Genomic DNA, 17,328 nt, shown 5'->3' on the forward strand with positions numbered 1-17,328 from the left:
ACTGTACGTGACAAATATTTCAAAAGTAGGTTCAAAAGACCTCATTCTTGATATATTTTTATTATAATTGTTAATTTTCACCTTCACTATCAAATATGCATACTATCAAACTTGTTTTGAGTTGAAATATTTTTGAAAAATTCATTTTACCTAAAAAAAATAGCATTTCCAATACTTTTAGACTATGTTAGAATAAATACAAATATAAGGCTATTGAACCAAACATTTGAATGTTTTAATACTTTATTACATAAAAAACTTGTTTAGTTAATTTTATTAAAAGGTAATTGACTAAAGATGGTATTGATTCGAAGGAGCGTGAAATTAGAATGAAAAAGTCACTCTATGCAGCTGTAGCGGTAGGAGCTGCCGTTATGGTCGCAGGTCACACTGATGCAGAAGCCAGTTCAAAAACTTATACAGTTAAAAGTGGAGACAGTTTATATGTCATTGCAATGAAGCATAATACAACGGTAGCAAAGTTAAAACAGCTAAATAATCTAAAGTCTGACTTAATCTTTGTTAATCAAAAATTAAAAGTTTCATCTTCATCAAAAGTAACAACGCCAAAAAAATCAAGTTCAACTACGAATAAAAAATTGAATACATCAAGTACTTCTAGTAGCGTCTATACTGTGAAAAATGGAGATTACTTATACGCCATTGCCATGAAATATAACACAACAGTCGATTCAATTCGTCAACTGAATAATCTAAAGACTAATATCATCTACGTTGGACAAAAACTTAAAGTCAAAGGCAAAGTAACAACTATTTCAAAACCATCAACTACAACACCTAATAAAAAGCCTGTATCGAACTCGAAACCTTCATCTTCTACAAATACATCTGTATATATTGTGAAAAATGGAGATTATCTTGCGAAGATTGCAGCACAATATAACACAACAGTTGAAAATATTCGTCAACTGAATAATCTGAAAACTAACATCATTTATGTTGGACAAAAACTTAAAGTCAAAGGCAAAGTAACTGTAACAAAACCAAGTACGGGGTCTGGTTCGAATAGTAATACAAAACCAGTTAGCAACCCAACGAACAAAAATGGCCTCATTAACATTGCTAAAAGTTTTATTGGAACACCATATGCTTGGGGTGGAACAACTCCAAGAGGCTTCGACTGTTCTGGTTTTATTTATTACACATTCAACCAATCTGGTAAACAAATTGTACGTACCAGTGCAGCAGGATATTATAATATGTCCACTAAAGTAAGTTCTCCAAAGGTTGGAGATATCGTGTACTTTAAAAATACGTACGCAGCAGGTATTACGCATTTAGGCATCTATATGGGTAACGGTCAATTCATTCATTCTGGTGATAACGGCGTAGAAATTTCTAGTATTTATCAAAGTTATTGGAAAGAACATTTTGCAGGTTATGGTCGCTTATAATAAAAGCTGAGGAATCGCTAAAAAGCGGTTTCTCTTTTTTCGTATTAGGCTGTTTTTCTTCGACATATATTACATAGTGTAATATACGTCAGTAGTATTTTTTCTATTTCTATATACATATAATAAAAAAAAGCATAAATTCTCAAAAAAACATGAAAACCACCCTATAAAACTTATATTATCTGAATATTAATATCTTTAAACTAAGTTTTTGTAATATAACTGTAATATAACTGTAACTGAATTAGCCTTGTTTGATGTGTTGATTTTTTATAAAGTTAGTGTAGTTAATTTTTACTTACGAATTTAAACAAAACGATTACATAAAAAACGAATTTATTGGAGGACTCACATGTTTAAGAAATTAGTTATCTCAACAATCGCCACGGGCGCAATCGCACTATCATCTTTATTTGGAGCAACTACGGATGCTTCTGCTGCTACTTCTAAAGCAGTTCAATACTCAGCTACAAAATATGTTTACTCAGGTGACGGATCACTAAATATGCGCTCTAGCGCTACAGTAAACTCTAAAGTTGTAAAAACACTTAAAAACGGTAACAAAGTTAAATTATCATCTAAAAAAGTTGTAAACGGTACAACTTGGGTTTATGGTACATATACTGGTAAATCTGGTTGGATGAATGCAAAGTATCTTTCATCTAAAAAAGTTAAAAAAGCATCTAACAACGGTTCAGCATTAATTTCTTATGGTTCTCAGTTTTTAGGTACTCCATATGTATGGGGTGGTACAACACCACGCGGTTTCGACTGTTCTGGATTCACTAGCTATGTTTACAAAAACAAAGCTGGCAAATCTATCCCACGTACAAGTGGCGCTCAATACGCAGCTTCTAAGAAGGTATCTCGCAGCCAATTACAAGCTGGCGATTTAGTATTCTTCTCTGTAGGTAGCAGCCGTATTACACACGTAGCAATGTATGCTGGTAATGGTCAATTATTACACGCTGCTGGTAACCGTGTTCAGTACCAATCTCTTTCTGGTTATTGGGATCGTTATGTAGTAGGTTACGGCCGTTTCTAATTCTTAAATTAATTCAAGTTGTCTAATTAAATTCGTGATAAAAGAGTAGCTCATGTAAAGCTACTCTTTTTTTGTATAGAAACAAGCTGGGGTAAACATACTACTTTCTTTTTTAGTGTTTGCAACGAAAAACTGGAACCACGACACAGCGCGATTCCAGTTTTTCTTATGCTTATGTGGGATAGTAGTTTTTACATTTATACCCCAATCTGTTTCACTATTCTTCTGTTGTACTATCTACCGGACTATCTACGCTAGATGTATCTGCTGGCACATCTTCTTTTTCAGTATCTGTTTTTGTATCATCTTTACCATCTGTAGTTGGAGGTTCTTCTGTTTCTGGCTCATCTACTTCTGGTTTTTCAACAGGAGTTGTCGGTTTTTCTACAGGTTTTTCTTCTACTTGTTTACCTGTATCTACAGAACTGTTTACAATAATACTTGAAATCTCATACTCTCCAATATCATTGATAATAATTGTATACGCCACATTTTCTGTAATCGTATGTGTCTTTTTCGTTTTTGGATCTACATACTTCGCTACAGTATTCATTGTTACTGTTGCATAATCTTTGTTAATTGTGACACCTGTTACATTGTAATCAAGTGATTTAAACTGCTTATCTTTTGTATAACGTGATACCATCGCGTCTGCTTCTTTCATTGCTGGACGGTTTCCGATGAACGTATCATAGTATTTGTGCTCTCCATTTTTAATAGATTGAATTAATAATACATAATAACTTTCCATACTTTCTTTTAAGAAGTTCTCATCAAAGTAAGCTTCATCTGCATGGTTATTATCAAACTCTGTATCTTCATTGAAATCAATTTTAATATCTTGCGCTGACCACTTATTCACTAGTCCCATCACAGAGGCTAGAGGAATTGCATAACCAATCTCCGGGTGATCTTCTAAAATAATGGAGTTAATACCGATGACATTACCTGTCTCAGCATTAATTAGTGGCCCACCACTTGAACCTTTATTTAAGCGTGCCGTAATCTCATACAAGTTTTTGTATGTATAATCGTCCACGAATTCAGCACCGATACTTTGGATAACACCTTCTGTAGTAGTACCGTATTGATCTTTTGGACTACCAATTGCAACAACTTTCGTCCCCACTTTTGCAGTAGCTGTATCAAGTACAAGTGGATTTTTTCCTTCTAAATCAGGTACTCGAATTAATGCAACATCTGTTTTATCAGAAATACCAATGACTTTCCCTTGGAATTCTTGACCCAATTCATTTTTCACCACAACAAACCCTGCGTCTTTTGCTACGTGCGCATTTGTTAAAATGTCACCTTTATTATTAATTAAGAAGCCAGAACCTTGTTGTAGATCAGTATAAACTGTATAAATTTGCGTTTTTGCATTAGCAATAATCGCATCTTTATTATAGGTCGGCATGTTGACTGGTGTTTCATCTTGGTTTGTTGTGTCTTTTGAAGAAGTTTCTTCATTCGAGGTTTCTTTCGTTACCGTACCTTTTGCATCTTTTTCGCCCTCATCTTTTGGCTCTTTTTTCGCTTCTTTTTCTTCATTTTGAACACGAATGTTGTTGTCTTTCGCCTGGTCATCTGTCTTAGTTACTAAAGCATAGATGCCAGCTGCAACAACTGCAATGAGGATGAAAGCTACTACTAAACGCTTAAACGCAGCCTTCTTCGGTTTAAAACGTCTGTTTTCACTCATAACATCCACTTCCAATCTTATTATATTGTCTACCATATTAACGGATGAACATATTAAAAAGTTTCATCGATATATGGCTGTTTTCACAAAGCATATCATATCACATTCTTTTTAGAAAATTAATGTGACAATGTAATGAAATTTTTAACACGGACTATGTCTATAGTGTGAATTTAATAATCATCCCTTAAAATCCATATTATTCCTAATTATTTTATCGGTTTTTACATTCTTTTCTTTACATTTTCTTATATAATGAAATGGACTAAACTCGAAGGAATGAACAACTCGTGAATAAAGTAAACATTTTAAATATACCCATTACAAATACAACAAAAGCACAATTTTCCAAAAAAATGATGATTTTGTTAGAAAAACAAAAACGTCCGATTCAAATCGTCACAGCCAACCCTGAAATTATTATGCTAGCCAAAGAAAATCCTACATATGAGGGCTATTTACGTGCGAGCGATCATGTTGTAGCAGACGGAATTGGCGTTGTTATGGGTGCAAAGATGCTCGGCACACCTCTCCAAGAACGCATTGCCGGTTATGAATTATTACTTGAATTTTTATCGCTAGCAGATGTTGAAAAACACCGCTTTTATTTTTACGGTGGTAAACCAGGGGTTGCTCAAAAAGCAGCTGAAGAAGCAAAAAAACGTTTTCCAAACGCCAAAATTGTCGGTGTTTCTGACGGCTATGGTGGCGATGGCGACGGCGGTCAAGTAGCTGAAAAAATTGCTAAATTAAAACCAACTCACATCTTTGTTGCGCTTGGTGCACCCAAACAAGAAGAATGGATTGCAGAGCATGCTCAACGCTTCCAGCACGCCATTATGATGGGTGTAGGCGGTAGCTTTGATGTTCTATCAGGACAAGTCAATCGTGCGCCAGAACTCTTTATACGCCTTAATTTAGAGTGGTTTTATCGCCTGATCACACAACCAACTCGTGCTAAACGTATGTTGAAAATCCCACAATTTTTACTCGCCATACAACGTGAAAAAAGAAAGTAATTTGGAACCAGAACAGTGACCGGACTGTTCTGGTTTTTTATTTGAGTTGGTTGTTTGGGACTTGAATTGACTAGATTAGCGTGAATTCGAACATTCGGTTGGCGAAACGGGGCATTCGAGGACGAAAATGGGTCATTCGCTCCTCCCCCATACTCTGAAGTCGTTTTTTCCAAAAACCAAAAAGTAGGAATCGCACGTGGCGATTCCTACTCTTGTTATGTGTGAACACATAAAGTTTGGGTTATTAACTTGCGTTTGAATTATTTTGTTGCTGCTACTAAAGCTTCTTTAATTGCAGTAATGTTTACGAATTCTACAACCACTTTTTTACCTTCAACAGTTGTTGTTGGTACGTTAGCGTGGAATTTTTGTGCTGCTGCTAATTTAGCAACTGCATCTAAGTTGTTGTAAGCTTCAACATTTAATGCTTTTAATGCTGTGTCTACTGTTGTGTAATCAAAGTCAGCTTTTGCTACTTTATTTACCTCTGAAATTAAATCTGAACGATTTGCAACTGCTGCATCTACTGCTTCTGAAACTTTTGTTGCATCTACAAAGTTTGCTTTTTTAGCAGCTAATACTAATTCAGCTACTTCTGCTTTATTTGCTGCTGATAAGTTAATGTAAGCTGCAGATGTACCGTTAGTTAATGAAATTACTGTTAATGCTGAAGTCATTTCTGCTACAGTTTTTGCTTCATTTACAGCTAAAAGTTGTGCTGCCGCATCTTGCTCACCATTTACTTTACCAATTAAAGTGTTAATTGCATCAGCTGTAGTTAAAGTTGTTGCACCTACTGTTGTAATTTCTGTTTTGTAAGCTTTAGCGTATGCTTCGTTTACTTTGTTAAGAGCTGGCTCTTGGTTTGCAGTACGGTGTGCTGTTTGTACATCTTGTAATAATTTCACAACTTCTGCTTCAGTTGTTTTTTCTGTAATAGCTTTTACAGCATCAACTGTTGCAGTTTTTTGACCTGCTAATTTTTCAGAGTTCACTGTTGTAATAATTGTTGCGATGTCTTTACGTTGGTTTTTAGAACCTACAACTGCAACTTTTACTGCTGCACGGTAATCTGCTAAGAATTCTTCTTTTACTTCTTTTACATCAAATTCATCTTTAACAGTTACTGCTGATTCGTTTTTGTATTTTTCAACAAGTTTAGTTTCTAAAGCATCTAATTCTACTAAAGCTGTTTTTAATGTGTTATTTGTAGTTGCTGCATCTACTTTTGCAAGTGCTGCTAGTACATCTAATGAATCATTTGCGTAACCTTTTTTATTAAATTCATCTTTACCAGCTGTAGCGCCGTAAGTTGTTAATAGTTCACGAGCAGCTTGGATATCAGCTGTTGCTAATGATTTGAATGCTTTATCGTATGCAGCACCAATTTTAGTTTCGTTTACTTGGTTGATTTTATCTTGTACATCTTTAGATGCTGTAATTTCAGCTGAAAGTGCTGTTTTGTATTCTGTAAACCATTCTTTGTTTACTTGTGTGAAGTTAGCTTGTAATGCAGCTAAGAATTTAATATCGCTTGTTTTTGCATCGTTTAAAGCTTTTACTAATTCTTTTTCTTTTACTGCGTCAACTTTTTCTTTGTTTACTTGATCAATGATTGGTTGAATATCACTTACTTTTGTTGCTTTATCAGCTGAGATTGCAGCTTGGATTGCTGTTTTGTAATCGCCAACTAAATCAGGGTTAACTGAAGTGATACCTGCATCCTTTAATGCATCATATAGAGCGATATCTGTTGAAGCATCTTTAATTGCTTTAAATTGGTTTAATACGTCAAAGTTGTATTCAACGCCATCAATTGTCCAAACACCTGTGAAGTCTGCATCTGTGATTGTTTTATCGAATGTGAATGCTACTGTTTTATCGCCAGCAGATACATCTACAGTTTTAACTGGTACGATGTTACCTTTACCGTCTTTAACTTCTACAGTTGCTTTTAATACGTCAGCTTTTGGAGCAGCGATTGCTACTTCTACTACAGATGTGTTGATTGCTGTGATACCTTCAACAACTAAAGGTAATTTAACGCCCTCTTTGAATGCGTGTTTTTCACCATCTACTGTTACAACGCCGTTAGCGATTGCTGCATTGTTGTACCATTTACCATCGAATTCTTTGATGCCTTCGTTTACTTTAGCACCATCGTATAATTTTTCTTCAAAGATTACTAATTCAGCGTTTAAAGCTGCATCTTTGTAAAGGTTCTCGTTGTATAATTTGTAACCTTTGTTTAATTTACCAGCTACATATAATTGATTTTTGTAAAGACCTGTTGTTACAACTTTTTTACCTGCTACGTAGTAAGCACCGTTATAAGTACCAGTTGTTACTTTTTTAACACCGTTTACGTAGTAAGCACCTTTATATGTTCCAGTTGCTACTTTACCATCTTTGTAGTATTTAGAAGCATAAAGACCTGTAGATACTTTTTTAACACCTTTTACGTAGTAAGCTTTGTTATAAGTACCAGTTGTTACTTTTTTAGCGCCTTTTACGTAATAAGCACCTTTGTAAGTACCAGTCGCTTTTTTACCTGATTTGTAATAAACACCTGATTTTAAACCAGTGAATTTTTTACCGTCTTTATAAACTACTTTGTTGTAAGTAACGTAACCTTTAGCTACTTTACCAGTTTTGGCAACAACTAGTTTACCAGATTTGATTTTGTACTTGCTTGCTGCTGAAGCGTCTGTTGTTACTACAGCTGATGTTACTACTGAAGCACCTAATGCTAGGGCTGCTGCAGTTTTAATTAATTTAAAGTTACGCATAATTGAAAATCTCCTTTTTAGTCACAAATGTTATTTATTCGTAATACACTCGAGTGCATGAGAATAATCCTAAACAATATCCTACATAAGTCCTTCATGTATCACTTATTGACTACTATATCACATCATTTCTTATTTTTTTAGCCTTTTTCTAAATTTATTACTAAAATATAGAATAATAATTTATTTTACCTAGTAATTTGATGATAATTATCATCAAATTACTATTTTATTTGTTTTTTATAATTTATTTTACTATTTCCTAAAAATTAATCATAAAATTACGATACTTTTCTACTTTTTATCAAAAAAATAACATTCAACATAATTATTACCTATAACAAGTACTTTGGAATCTTATAATTGGTATATTTTATTAAAATTTATGATAAATAAAGCGCTTTATTTACAAAATAATCAAATAAGGACTAATGAACCAGTCATTATTCGACAAACTTCGACTTGAAATTGTATTTTTTCACTTCTGAATCAAGTCATTGTTTTTTAATGATTTCGCAATATATCCATTTAATTACAATTTTATAGCTTACTTCAGAAATTTATCAAAAAAGCTATTACATTCTTTTAACAAAAACACTTAACATTACCTATTAGTTACAGGTTCCTTAAAATTTATTACAATTCACTATTCTGTAAAAATGTTACTGGGAATTATGTTTTAATTGTATTGACTGTATTTTGAAAGGAGTGAATCCTTCATGGATTCAAAAGCATTACAAGCAGAATTATGTAGCATGATTCAGCAAGACCCTGTAAAACCATCTGCACATCAATACATAGAATTGGCTAAACAAATAAAAGGAAAAAATTATTCACGCCTTTTAAAGGAAGGTTTACAACATTATCCGTGTAACCATGAAATTCGTTCCTTATTAAAGGCTAAAAATGAAAAGACTTTTGTACTTCGTAAAATGATAAAAAAAATGATTGGTAAAAAAGCCGCGTCTCGTTTTTTCTATGAAAGCTGTATCAATTACTTGTTAAATATAGAAGAAAAGGAATTAGCTAAAAAAATTGCCATGCTTGGAATTGAGCAGAACAAAAAAAATAGCCCTTATCTTCGTTTTGTTACGAAAAAAGCTATGCAAATCTTTGATTGGAAATGGGCTTCACAATTATTCCCCTTGTTACATGATCAAGAAGTAACTACCACATCATTATATGATTATTCCGTTTGTTTACAATTACTCGGACAAAAGGAAGAATCAAAACAACTCATTGAAACGATAAGAAATGAGAATCCTGAAGAATATAGTAAGTTATTTAAAGACTCCTACCGAAAGTATATTATTTTTAATAATGGTAAATCACGTATCGAACTATACAAACACCAAATACCTAATGAACGTGTTGTCGCAACATTTGATACGATTGATAAAACATGGCATGATATACCGTTCTCATTTAACTTAATTAAAAAGAATGACATGGACTTAGTTGCCTTACGCCGCGACCACGTGCGTAACTTTCACCAAGATTTATCTCGAGAAGATTATATCGACTCTACTTCACCTGTTTTCTCTACATATGAAGATAAGTTTGCTTATGGAACGAGTTTAGGTGGCTATGCTGCATTATACTTTGGTTCCCTTATATCAGATATTCGTATTTTAGCGATGGCTCCTAGAAACTCTGCTAATCCAGATTATGGTGCGCGTACCATCGTTGTAAAAGAGCCTTTTAAACATATTTCTCCACATCCTGTTTCACATAACCCAAATATTACGATTGTATATGATCCGCAAAATTTAGTAGATGAACCATATATCAAACATGAAATTTTTCCGTCTTATCCAAAAGCACGTATTTTAAAGATTCCGTATGCTGGACATCGCGTACCTCGTTTTTTAGCACAAACGAAACAATTAAAGCCACTTGTTATGAACTTTTTACAAAAGAAACCGTTAAAAGAAATCGAACGTGGCGCATTGCGTAAAAAATCGTCTGAGTACTATTGGGTCGTTTCTGATTATTGCTTACAAAAAAATCATGCCAAATGGGCACTTGATTTTGCGCAACATGCAAAAGAGATGATGCCTGATTTCGACCGTCCTTATGTATCAATCAGTAAAGCTTTAGTAGCTCTTAAAAGATTCAATGAAGCAATTAAATTTTCAAAAGAGGCTTACGATAAATTCCCTAAAGAATATAAATTTGCGATTCTATTAGCAGAAGCTTATATAGCAAATGAGAATCGCGAGGCTGCCATTAGCGTATTAGAAGAATTCAGTTCACGTAAACAAGTTGCAAAAGTTAAAAAAATGTTAAGTAGATTAAAAAAAGATCTTATTCCCGTATAAAAAAGAACCTCAGATTTTAAAATCTGAGGTTCTTTACTGTCTATTCTGCTGCGTATGCAATGATTCCTTGCTCGTCATCCAGTTCAAGTCGAATACTTGTTGAGAATGGATTCATGTTTAAGTAATCTTCTACCCAAACACGAAGTGCTGAAATCATATTACCTTCTTTATACAGTGTTGACATGCCATTTGAGAATGCTTCTGCTTCAAAACCTAATTCGTCGTCATACATTAACTCTACTTCAACATCTTCAGGAATGATATTTTTCTCGCGTGCATGATATAAACAAATTGAGTTAATTACGTCTTGTTCTGGGATTACGATTTCCATGCTTTACGATCCTCTTCTTCTTTATCACGTTTGTTGTTACGGAACATTGATACGATTTTAGCGATTAACATAATAACGACTAAAATCGCGATTACGTTTACTAATAATCCTAAAATATTACCCATAGCACCCATACCTGATAATAAACCACCGAATAGTAAACCTGCTAAACCACCAAGCATTAAGCCTTTCATTAGGCCGCCTTTGTTACTTTTTTGCGCTGCTGATTGGTTTGTTGTTTTGTTGTTTGTTGTATTTGATTTATTTTGTACGTTTGAGTTTGTGTTGTTATTTGATGGACTTTTGCTGACATTAAAGCCGCTTTTGCCTGATTTATAGCCACGCGCATCTGCTGTTAATGGTTGAGTTGATGATAGAACTGGTCCTACCGCAGCGAATGTTAATGTCGCTACAAAAAGTGCTGCAATTATTTTTTTCAATTGAAAAAAACCTCCTATAATATGTTTAACACTATCATATCATGAAATATATACTTTCCGAAATAATATGTATGGTTCCGTTTTCAATAATTGTCGAAATTTTGTCAAAACACTTTTTATCCCAATTTAATGGAAAAAATCATTTTTATATAGCAATTTAATGCATTGTTTACTATGATTAATAGTAAGCTTATTTATTCAGGAGGAATTCTTTTGACAACGAAACTTTCAATTCAACAACGTTTTGAAGCACTTGATCTTTGGCATAAAGTTGGTTTTCAATTCGTCAAAGCTGAAAACGGTTACGCTGAGATTCATTTACCATTTAAAAAAGAAATTGAAAATACAAGCGGAACATTACATGGTGGTATTATCATGATGGCACTCGATAATGTAATGGGAATGGCAACGATGTCTGTTGGTTTTGATAACGTCCTAACGATTCAGATGGAAACGCGCTTTATTCGTCAAGGAGACGAAGGTGTTCAAAAAATTACAGGACATGTGATTGAAAAAACACGTTCAACTGTTATTGTGGAAGGGCGTATTCACAACCCAGCAGGTGAATTGGTAGCACTTTGTACAGCTACATTCAAAGGTATTATCGAAAAATAAATACCATGAAAAAAGGAGAAATCTGAGCGAGATTTCTCCTTTTACTATATAATTATACAAAAATTGGAGGTTTTAAAGATGAATCGACTCGACTTTTTATTAGAACAAGGAATCAAAGCATCACCTTCTGAAAGTTTACTGAACGTCACATTTAAAGAAGCGAATAAAGGACAGTCAATCTGTCATTGGCACATTACACCTGAACAACTGAACGGCAATGGTACGGTACTTGGCGGCTTTATTACTGCAGCTGCCGATATCGGTATGGCTTATGCTTTACTCAGTGTCGTAAAACCCGATATCGCCTTCACAAGTATATCCATTCAATCAACCTATCATCGCCCTGGGACAGTTGGTGAAGCAGAAATTCGTACAGTAGTTAAGAAGTTAGGCAAGACGATTGCCTACGTGGAAGCAGAGGTATATCAGCGTAATCGTGTCATTGCGACGATTACTTCATCACTGATGCTTATTAAAGCATCTTAACTTCCCACACGCATATAGGTGTACGTCGATTTACCTGTTGTTGGCTTTATTTTCACATAATATGTTGAGCCTTTTTTCAATGTCGTTTTCGGTTGAATAACGAGTTGTTGAGAGGCTTTTTTGATGGTTACTTTTTGTGTCGTGCCACCAATTTGCATGACATAGACTTTGGCATTTTTCAATTTCGACCATGACAGTGTTTTAGACGGTTTAACAGTCATCGTTTGCTTGTTGTAAGACATGACATAGCTATTCGTTTTTACACTATTTTTCGCGAGAGCCTTTTGAAGTAATGCTTTATGACTCGTCTGTACTTCTGCTCCAGCTACTGTTTTAACATTTGGTGTAACACCAACGCGATTAATCTTTGTAAATCCTGTTCCGGTTGTTGGACCGAAAAATTCTGCCATTGTTAATTTTAAATAGCCCTTATTATTTTTAAGTGGGAATAAGCCTTGTTGCACGCCTTTTCCATAGGTTTTTTGTCCGTAAACTGTCCCTAATTTTTGCCCCTTTACAGCTGCAGCTGTCATTTCTGAAGCACTTGCTGAATGCTGATCTACAAGAACTGCCACAGAACCATTAAATTGCTTTTTTTGTTTAACAGGTGGCTGATAGTAATAGGTTTTGTCCTTTGCGAATTTAATATAGTATGCGTATTTTGCCTTTTTAAACATACCAATTACTTTTTCAGCTGCTTCTACATCGCCTCCAGGATTACCACGTAAATCGAGAATCCAGCTATTCACATCTTTTAATTTCGCCATATGGTTTTGTAAGTCACGCGCACTATTCGATGCAAAACTATTAAGACGAATGTAACCAACACCTCCTGCCAGTCGCTTCGTTTCAACATTTGGTACATTTAGTTTTTGGCGTTTCATTGTGTACGACTTCGTGTGATTCGTTTTTGGGTTCAAAACTGTTATCGTTACATTCGTGTTCACCTTACCTGTTAATAAGGCAATAGCTTGTTCATACTTCATTCCTTTTAAATTTTTGTTATTTACCTTTGTGATAATATGCCCTTTTTGAATCCCCTGTTTTTTAGCTGGCGAATTGGCAACGACTTCTGTAATTTTTAATCCTTTTGTATGGGCTAGCACTGTAACGCCTACTCCGACATAATTCATTTCTATACTATTGATGAATTGTTTCATTTGCGCAGATGTTAAATATTCTGAGTATGGATCGAGTTTACTCATTAATTGTTTAATTGTTTTTGCTTGTTGTAGCGTTTTGTCTGATACACCAGGATAGTAGACTTGTTTGACAATATTTTTGACCTCTGTTAGTGGTTCAGCTGCTTGTGCTATTGGCATTATGATGAACCCAACCCCCAAGAATACCGTTGTAAAGCTAGTTAAAAATTTCTTTTTCATTCAATCCCTCCGCTCTTTTCATGTAACGATTTTGACAAAAAATTTACTTAGTAATAGCTATTCCTATGCTATGATAGTATAGAATGCTAGTATGAAAGGTTTGAATCGATGAGAAAACTTTCAAATTTAGGGGCTATTTTTGTCCTAACAACCCTACTTGCTGCTTGTGGTTCTATTTCTTTAAATGGAAAGTATACAGCAAGAACTGATGACCACTCAATTGAAATGGACTTCAATGAAGATGCTAATCTTCTTACATTAAAAGATGGACAACATGAAACGATTAGCGAATACACCATTAAAGAAGGACAACTTCTGTTAAATGACAAACCGACTTATACAATTGTTGAAACAAATGCTAATACATATGAACTCTATCGAATTCAAGAGGATGGAACTATTAGCGACGAAGTGTCTTATACATTACAAAAGAAATAAAACATAAAAAACGATCTAAATAGGTTCTTCCCTTTTTCTTTACAGCGAACCAATTTAGATTGTTTTCTTTTAAAAAAGTAGATATATTTTTTGAAAAATCATCAGGTGTTCTAAGCGATAAAAAGTAGCTTCATCATAATGTTTTTTTAAATAATATTGTTGATTTGCACGATAAATTGGATCTATATCAAATCGCTCCCAATCTATTACATGATTAAGAAAATACCATGCATAAAAAAGACAGGCTAATTCAACTAATTTTTGATATGTATGTGCTTTTAAAGGTGTAATTTGATGTTGCTTTAGACAAAAACCTAGCCACATCTTCCATTCGCCATGTTCAAATGTAGATAGCTGTTTATGCATGTCGAATACATCTGGTAACATTGTAATCCATTCTTGGACTTGATGTTGAATCAAAAAATTTTTTCGTCTTTCCTTTTCATCTATAATCTTCTGCTCAATGTGAATAATTCCTTGTTTAAATTGTGTATAGAGTTTTAGAAAACATTCTTGTTCTTTTTCATACGTATATAATTGATATTCATCTGTATAATTTTCACTCATGTATGAAACTTCTAATAAATTACCTAATCTACATAGTATATTCGATAAATCAAGTTCTCTTTTATACAAATCTTTTTGAAATATTACATCATACGATTCAAAACCAATAAACCACGTTTTCTTCATCTAAACACCCCTTCGGAATAGATCTTTTTTCCATATTATAGTACTTAATTCATATTAAAACAACTAATTTATGGAATAAAATGAGCGTTAAGGTTCAAAAAAAAGAGGCTGATTAATGGCCTCTTTCTTCACTGATGACGTATAACTAATACGTCACATTCTGCTGTGCGAACAATATTTTCTGAAACGCTTCCTAAAAGAAAACGAGCTGTCTTGCTAAGTCCAGATGCTCCACAAATAATTAAATCTGCGTTTACACGACGAGAAATCTCATGTGTAATCATTGTTCTTGGAGAACCTGCTTCCACAATAATATTTACATCTTCAATGTCTGCTAGTTCTGCTTCATTATAACTATCCATTAAACTTTTTGAGAATACCTCTGCCTCTTGTTGAAGCTTCTCTGCATTATGCGCTTCAATGTTCGCCCATGTACGTGTATCAATTATATTCACGATATACAGTTTTGCTTTATTCATTTTGGCAAGTACTACTGCACGATCTAGTGCTTTCTTTGCATTTTCGGAGCCATCCATTGCGATAATAATATTTTTATACATAGTCACACGATCTCCTCCTTAAATTAATGTATTCATTTTAACATTTTTTACCACGAAAAACAGCTATTCTATTGAAAACGAAGTACTAAGTAACCATCTTCTATCCAAAGTTCAGACACATGTTGTAAACCTTTAATTTTTCCTTCTCTTGGATGATGCGGATGATTGTCCCATGTCAGTAAAGATTTCTGTCCCTCAATCTCAAAAACATAACAGTGATTAGTCTTATGAAACACACGAATTAGATGAACAATATCACGAATACATGTATGATAGTGTGCCTCAGAAAAACCATCTGGTAAGCTCCCCCAGGCTAAAATAATTTCATCGGCGTCTTTAATTGCTAATTTAATCATATGCAAATTTTGTTTAATAATACTAAAATCGCGCATATTCTGCCCCTTCATGTGTTCATCTAGTTGATGAATATGATTTTCTTGAAAAGGGAATAAATTAACAATATTAACTTTACCTGCTTTATTAGGAAAATAGTGGATAACTTTTTGTACAACAGGATCTGCTAATGCTTCTTCTGTCGTTGTTGGATTTAACATAATAACTGTAACAGACTTATCCACTTCTGGATCACGAATAGCTTTTAAAAGATATCGTTCTTCTTCATTATCTGAATAATACGTAACCCCTTGATATTCTCCCACATTCAACGCCACTTTCTTCATATAGAGCATTCCCCCTTTATAAAATGAATTATACAATATTCGCCAAAACACTACTTACTTTTTTACTACATCTCTTTCCTATACCCATAAAAAAAAGACCTCAATAGTTATTTGAGGACTTAATTTGTTTTTTCTAATGCTAAGCGAAGACCAAATAGTAATAAGACGATGCCTGTACAGCCTTGAATTGACTTTTGTACAGTTGGTCTTTTGAGCCATTTCGAAAACACATCAATTAAATAAACATATAATAAAAACCAAATAATCGTCATCATCGCATAGATGATTCCCATCACTGCAAACTGTAACATATGGTTATAATTTGGCTGCACAAATTGTGGCAAGAACGTTAAAAAGAATACAGCTACTTTCGGGTTAGATGCACATGTAATGAAGCCTTGTAAGAAAAAGGATTTTTCTTTCCCTTTTACGACGATTTCTTCCTCTGTCGGCGGATTTTTTAATGTGCGTAGAGCGCTAAAACCGATATAAATTAAATAAGCTGCACCTATGTATTTTAATATAGTAAATAATGTTGCCGACTGCATTAGTAGAGCCGATAATCCAAGAACTGCAGCACTTGTATGAATAAGTAAACCCGAAACTGATCCCATAACGGTCTTAAAACCTGCTTTTTGTCCATACATAATCGAATTTTGAATGACCAAACTAGAGTCTGGTCCCGGCAAAATTATGAGTAAAAAAGACATCAATAAAAATGTCCCAAGGATCGCCATTTCCAACACTCCTTCTTTTTTTTTCATCATCATACCATATATTTTTCGAGCAAAACGCTATTTGAGAAAAGTAGTTCACTTGTTAGTTTGATAACGTTTTAGCATGGTAAAACGTGAAATATGCTCCTTTCGGAGAGCGGTGATTCCCTTTCAACGGCAGCGATTCCCTTTCGCGCGTGCATTTGTCCCTTTCAACGACAGCGATTCCCTTTCGCGCGTGCATTTGTCCCTTTCAACGACAGCGATTCCCTTTCGCGCGCGAGTTTGTCCCTTTCAATGGCGACGATTCCCTTTCGCGCACGGATTTGTCCCTTTCAACGGTGGCGATTCCCTTTCGCGCGTGCATTTGTCTCTTTCAACGGCGACGATTCCCTTTCGCGCACGGATTTGTCCCTTTCAACGGTGGCGATTCCCTTTCAACGGTGGCAATTCCCTTTCAACGGTGGCAATTCCCTTTCGCGCGTGCATTTGTCCCTTTCAACGGTGGCGATTCCCTTTCGCGCGTGCATTTGTCCCTTTCAACGACAGCGATTCCCTTTCGCGCGCGGTTTTGTCCCTTTCAATGGCGGGGATTCCCTTTCGCGCGTGGATTTGTCCCTTTCAATGGCGGCGATTCCCTTTCGCGCGTGGATTTGTCCCTTTCAATGGCGGCGATTCCCTTTCGCGCGTGGATTT

16 protein-coding genes are annotated in these 17,328 nt (G+C 34.6%); 7 read left to right on the forward strand and 9 right to left on the reverse strand.

Translation table 11 applies throughout. The annotated features are described in order from the left end of the window. Nucleotides 1-329: 329 nt before the first annotated feature. Together ASO14_RS12055 and ASO14_RS12060 are read left to right on the forward strand one after the other, a co-directional pair. Nucleotides 330-1,415 carry a C40 family peptidase gene (locus ASO14_RS12055; protein WP_068455640.1) on the forward strand — a complete coding sequence of 362 codons (1,086 nt, stop codon included), beginning with the start codon at nt 330-332 and terminating at the stop codon, nt 1,413-1,415. A 352-nt stretch (nt 1,416-1,767) separates the two neighbouring features. Further along, complete coding sequence (locus ASO14_RS12060) at nt 1,768-2,460, forward strand: C40 family peptidase (RefSeq protein ID WP_068455643.1); 693 nt, start codon at nt 1,768-1,770, stop codon at nt 2,458-2,460. 217 nt (nt 2,461-2,677) lie between these two features. Here ASO14_RS12060 and ASO14_RS12065 read toward each other — a convergent pair whose 3' ends face one another. Next, complete coding sequence (locus ASO14_RS12065; protein WP_068455646.1) at nt 2,678-4,162, reverse strand: S1C family serine protease; 1,485 nt, start codon at nt 4,160-4,162, stop codon at nt 2,678-2,680. Between the two features lie 290 nt (nt 4,163-4,452). On the opposite strand from ASO14_RS12065, the gene ASO14_RS12070 reads away from it, so the two are divergent. Further along, nucleotides 4,453-5,181, forward strand: coding sequence for a WecB/TagA/CpsF family glycosyltransferase (locus ASO14_RS12070; RefSeq protein ID WP_068455649.1), 729 nt, complete (start codon nt 4,453-4,455; stop codon nt 5,179-5,181). Between the two features lie 260 nt (nt 5,182-5,441). Here ASO14_RS12070 and ASO14_RS12075 read toward each other — a convergent pair whose 3' ends face one another. Further along, on the reverse strand, nt 5,442-7,970 hold the full coding sequence (locus ASO14_RS12075) for a hypothetical protein (protein ID WP_068455652.1): 2,529 nt from the start codon (nt 7,968-7,970) through the stop codon (nt 5,442-5,444). 719 nt (nt 7,971-8,689) lie between these two features. Between ASO14_RS12075 and ASO14_RS12080 the strand changes: the two genes are divergently transcribed. After that, a complete protein-coding gene (locus ASO14_RS12080; RefSeq protein ID WP_068455655.1) occupies nt 8,690-10,291 on the forward strand; it encodes a tetratricopeptide repeat protein in 1,602 nt (533 codons plus the stop codon). A 40-nt stretch (nt 10,292-10,331) separates the two neighbouring features. On the opposite strand, the gene ASO14_RS12085 is transcribed toward ASO14_RS12080, so the two are convergent. Both ASO14_RS12085 and ASO14_RS12090 read right to left on the reverse strand, forming a co-directional pair. Then, a complete protein-coding gene (locus tag ASO14_RS12085) occupies nt 10,332-10,622 on the reverse strand; it encodes a DUF2653 family protein (protein WP_068455658.1) in 291 nt (96 codons plus the stop codon). After that, complete coding sequence (locus ASO14_RS12090) at nt 10,610-11,062, reverse strand: hypothetical protein (protein WP_068455661.1); 453 nt, start codon at nt 11,060-11,062, stop codon at nt 10,610-10,612. The genes ASO14_RS12085 and ASO14_RS12090 overlap by 13 nt, the downstream gene beginning before the upstream one ends. 213 nt (nt 11,063-11,275) lie before the next feature. On the opposite strand from ASO14_RS12090, the gene ASO14_RS12095 reads away from it, so the two are divergent. Together ASO14_RS12095 and ASO14_RS12100 are read left to right on the forward strand one after the other, a co-directional pair. After that, complete coding sequence (locus tag ASO14_RS12095; protein ID WP_068455663.1) at nt 11,276-11,677, forward strand: PaaI family thioesterase; 402 nt, start codon at nt 11,276-11,278, stop codon at nt 11,675-11,677. A 78-nt stretch (nt 11,678-11,755) separates the two neighbouring features. Next, nucleotides 11,756-12,163 (forward strand): PaaI family thioesterase, encoded by a 408-nt coding sequence (locus ASO14_RS12100; RefSeq protein ID WP_068455665.1) that lies wholly within the window; start codon nt 11,756-11,758, stop codon nt 12,161-12,163. Here ASO14_RS12100 and ASO14_RS12105 read toward each other — a convergent pair. Further along, nucleotides 12,160-13,545, reverse strand: coding sequence for a S41 family peptidase (locus ASO14_RS12105; RefSeq protein ID WP_068455668.1), 1,386 nt, complete (start codon nt 13,543-13,545; stop codon nt 12,160-12,162). The genes ASO14_RS12100 and ASO14_RS12105 overlap by 4 nt on opposite strands. Nucleotides 13,546-13,653: 108 nt before the next feature. On the opposite strand from ASO14_RS12105, the gene ASO14_RS12110 reads away from it, so the two are divergent. Further along, a complete protein-coding gene (locus ASO14_RS12110; RefSeq protein WP_068455671.1) occupies nt 13,654-13,983 on the forward strand; it encodes a hypothetical protein in 330 nt (109 codons plus the stop codon). Between the two features lie 69 nt (nt 13,984-14,052). Here the strand turns inward: ASO14_RS12110 and ASO14_RS12115 are convergent, their stop codons facing one another. The 4 genes from ASO14_RS12115 to ASO14_RS12130 form a co-directional block, all read right to left on the reverse strand. Further along, nucleotides 14,053-14,676, reverse strand: coding sequence for a hypothetical protein (locus ASO14_RS12115; RefSeq protein WP_068455674.1), 624 nt, complete (start codon nt 14,674-14,676; stop codon nt 14,053-14,055). 128 nt (nt 14,677-14,804) lie between these two features. After that, the gene (locus ASO14_RS12120) at nt 14,805-15,236 is read right to left on the reverse strand and encodes a universal stress protein (protein WP_068457549.1); all 432 of its coding nucleotides are present in this window, start codon (nt 15,234-15,236) and stop codon (nt 14,805-14,807) included. Between the two features lie 68 nt (nt 15,237-15,304). Then, complete coding sequence (locus ASO14_RS12125) at nt 15,305-15,916, reverse strand: DUF1643 domain-containing protein (RefSeq protein WP_068455680.1); 612 nt, start codon at nt 15,914-15,916, stop codon at nt 15,305-15,307. Between the two features lie 119 nt (nt 15,917-16,035). After that, nucleotides 16,036-16,653 (reverse strand): LysE family translocator, encoded by a 618-nt coding sequence (locus ASO14_RS12130; RefSeq protein WP_068455683.1) that lies wholly within the window; start codon nt 16,651-16,653, stop codon nt 16,036-16,038. Nucleotides 16,654-17,328 lie beyond the last annotated feature (675 nt).

Source organism: Kurthia sp. 11kri321, from assembly GCF_001534765.1.
In the GTDB taxonomy this organism is placed as follows: Bacteria; Bacillota; Bacilli; order Bacillales_A; family Planococcaceae; genus Kurthia; species Kurthia gibsonii.

Excerpts from the sequence above, each read along its gene's own strand:
- ASO14_RS12130 (WP_068455683.1), bottom strand. The coding sequence starts at position 16,653 with ATGGCGATCCTTGGGACATTTTTATTGATGTCTTTTTTACTCATAATT.
- ASO14_RS12115 (WP_068455674.1), bottom strand. The coding sequence starts at position 14,676 with ATGAAGAAAACGTGGTTTATTGGTTTTGAATCGTATGATGTAATATTT.
- ASO14_RS12055 (WP_068455640.1), top strand. The coding sequence starts at position 330 with ATGAAAAAGTCACTCTATGCAGCTGTAGCGGTAGGAGCTGCCGTTATG.
- ASO14_RS12100 (WP_068455665.1), top strand. The coding sequence starts at position 11,756 with ATGAATCGACTCGACTTTTTATTAGAACAAGGAATCAAAGCATCACCT.
- ASO14_RS12085 (WP_068455658.1), bottom strand. The coding sequence starts at position 10,622 with ATGGAAATCGTAATCCCAGAACAAGACGTAATTAACTCAATTTGTTTA.
- ASO14_RS12120 (WP_068457549.1), bottom strand. The coding sequence starts at position 15,236 with ATGTATAAAAATATTATTATCGCAATGGATGGCTCCGAAAATGCAAAG.
- ASO14_RS12065 (WP_068455646.1), bottom strand. The coding sequence starts at position 4,162 with ATGAGTGAAAACAGACGTTTTAAACCGAAGAAGGCTGCGTTTAAGCGT.
- ASO14_RS12105 (WP_068455668.1), bottom strand. The coding sequence starts at position 13,545 with ATGAAAAAGAAATTTTTAACTAGCTTTACAACGGTATTCTTGGGGGTT.
- ASO14_RS12075 (WP_068455652.1), bottom strand. The coding sequence starts at position 7,970 with ATGCGTAACTTTAAATTAATTAAAACTGCAGCAGCCCTAGCATTAGGT.
- ASO14_RS12110 (WP_068455671.1), top strand. The coding sequence starts at position 13,654 with ATGAGAAAACTTTCAAATTTAGGGGCTATTTTTGTCCTAACAACCCTA.
- ASO14_RS12060 (WP_068455643.1), top strand. The coding sequence starts at position 1,768 with ATGTTTAAGAAATTAGTTATCTCAACAATCGCCACGGGCGCAATCGCA.
- ASO14_RS12080 (WP_068455655.1), top strand. The coding sequence starts at position 8,690 with ATGGATTCAAAAGCATTACAAGCAGAATTATGTAGCATGATTCAGCAA.
- ASO14_RS12125 (WP_068455680.1), bottom strand. The coding sequence starts at position 15,916 with ATGAAGAAAGTGGCGTTGAATGTGGGAGAATATCAAGGGGTTACGTAT.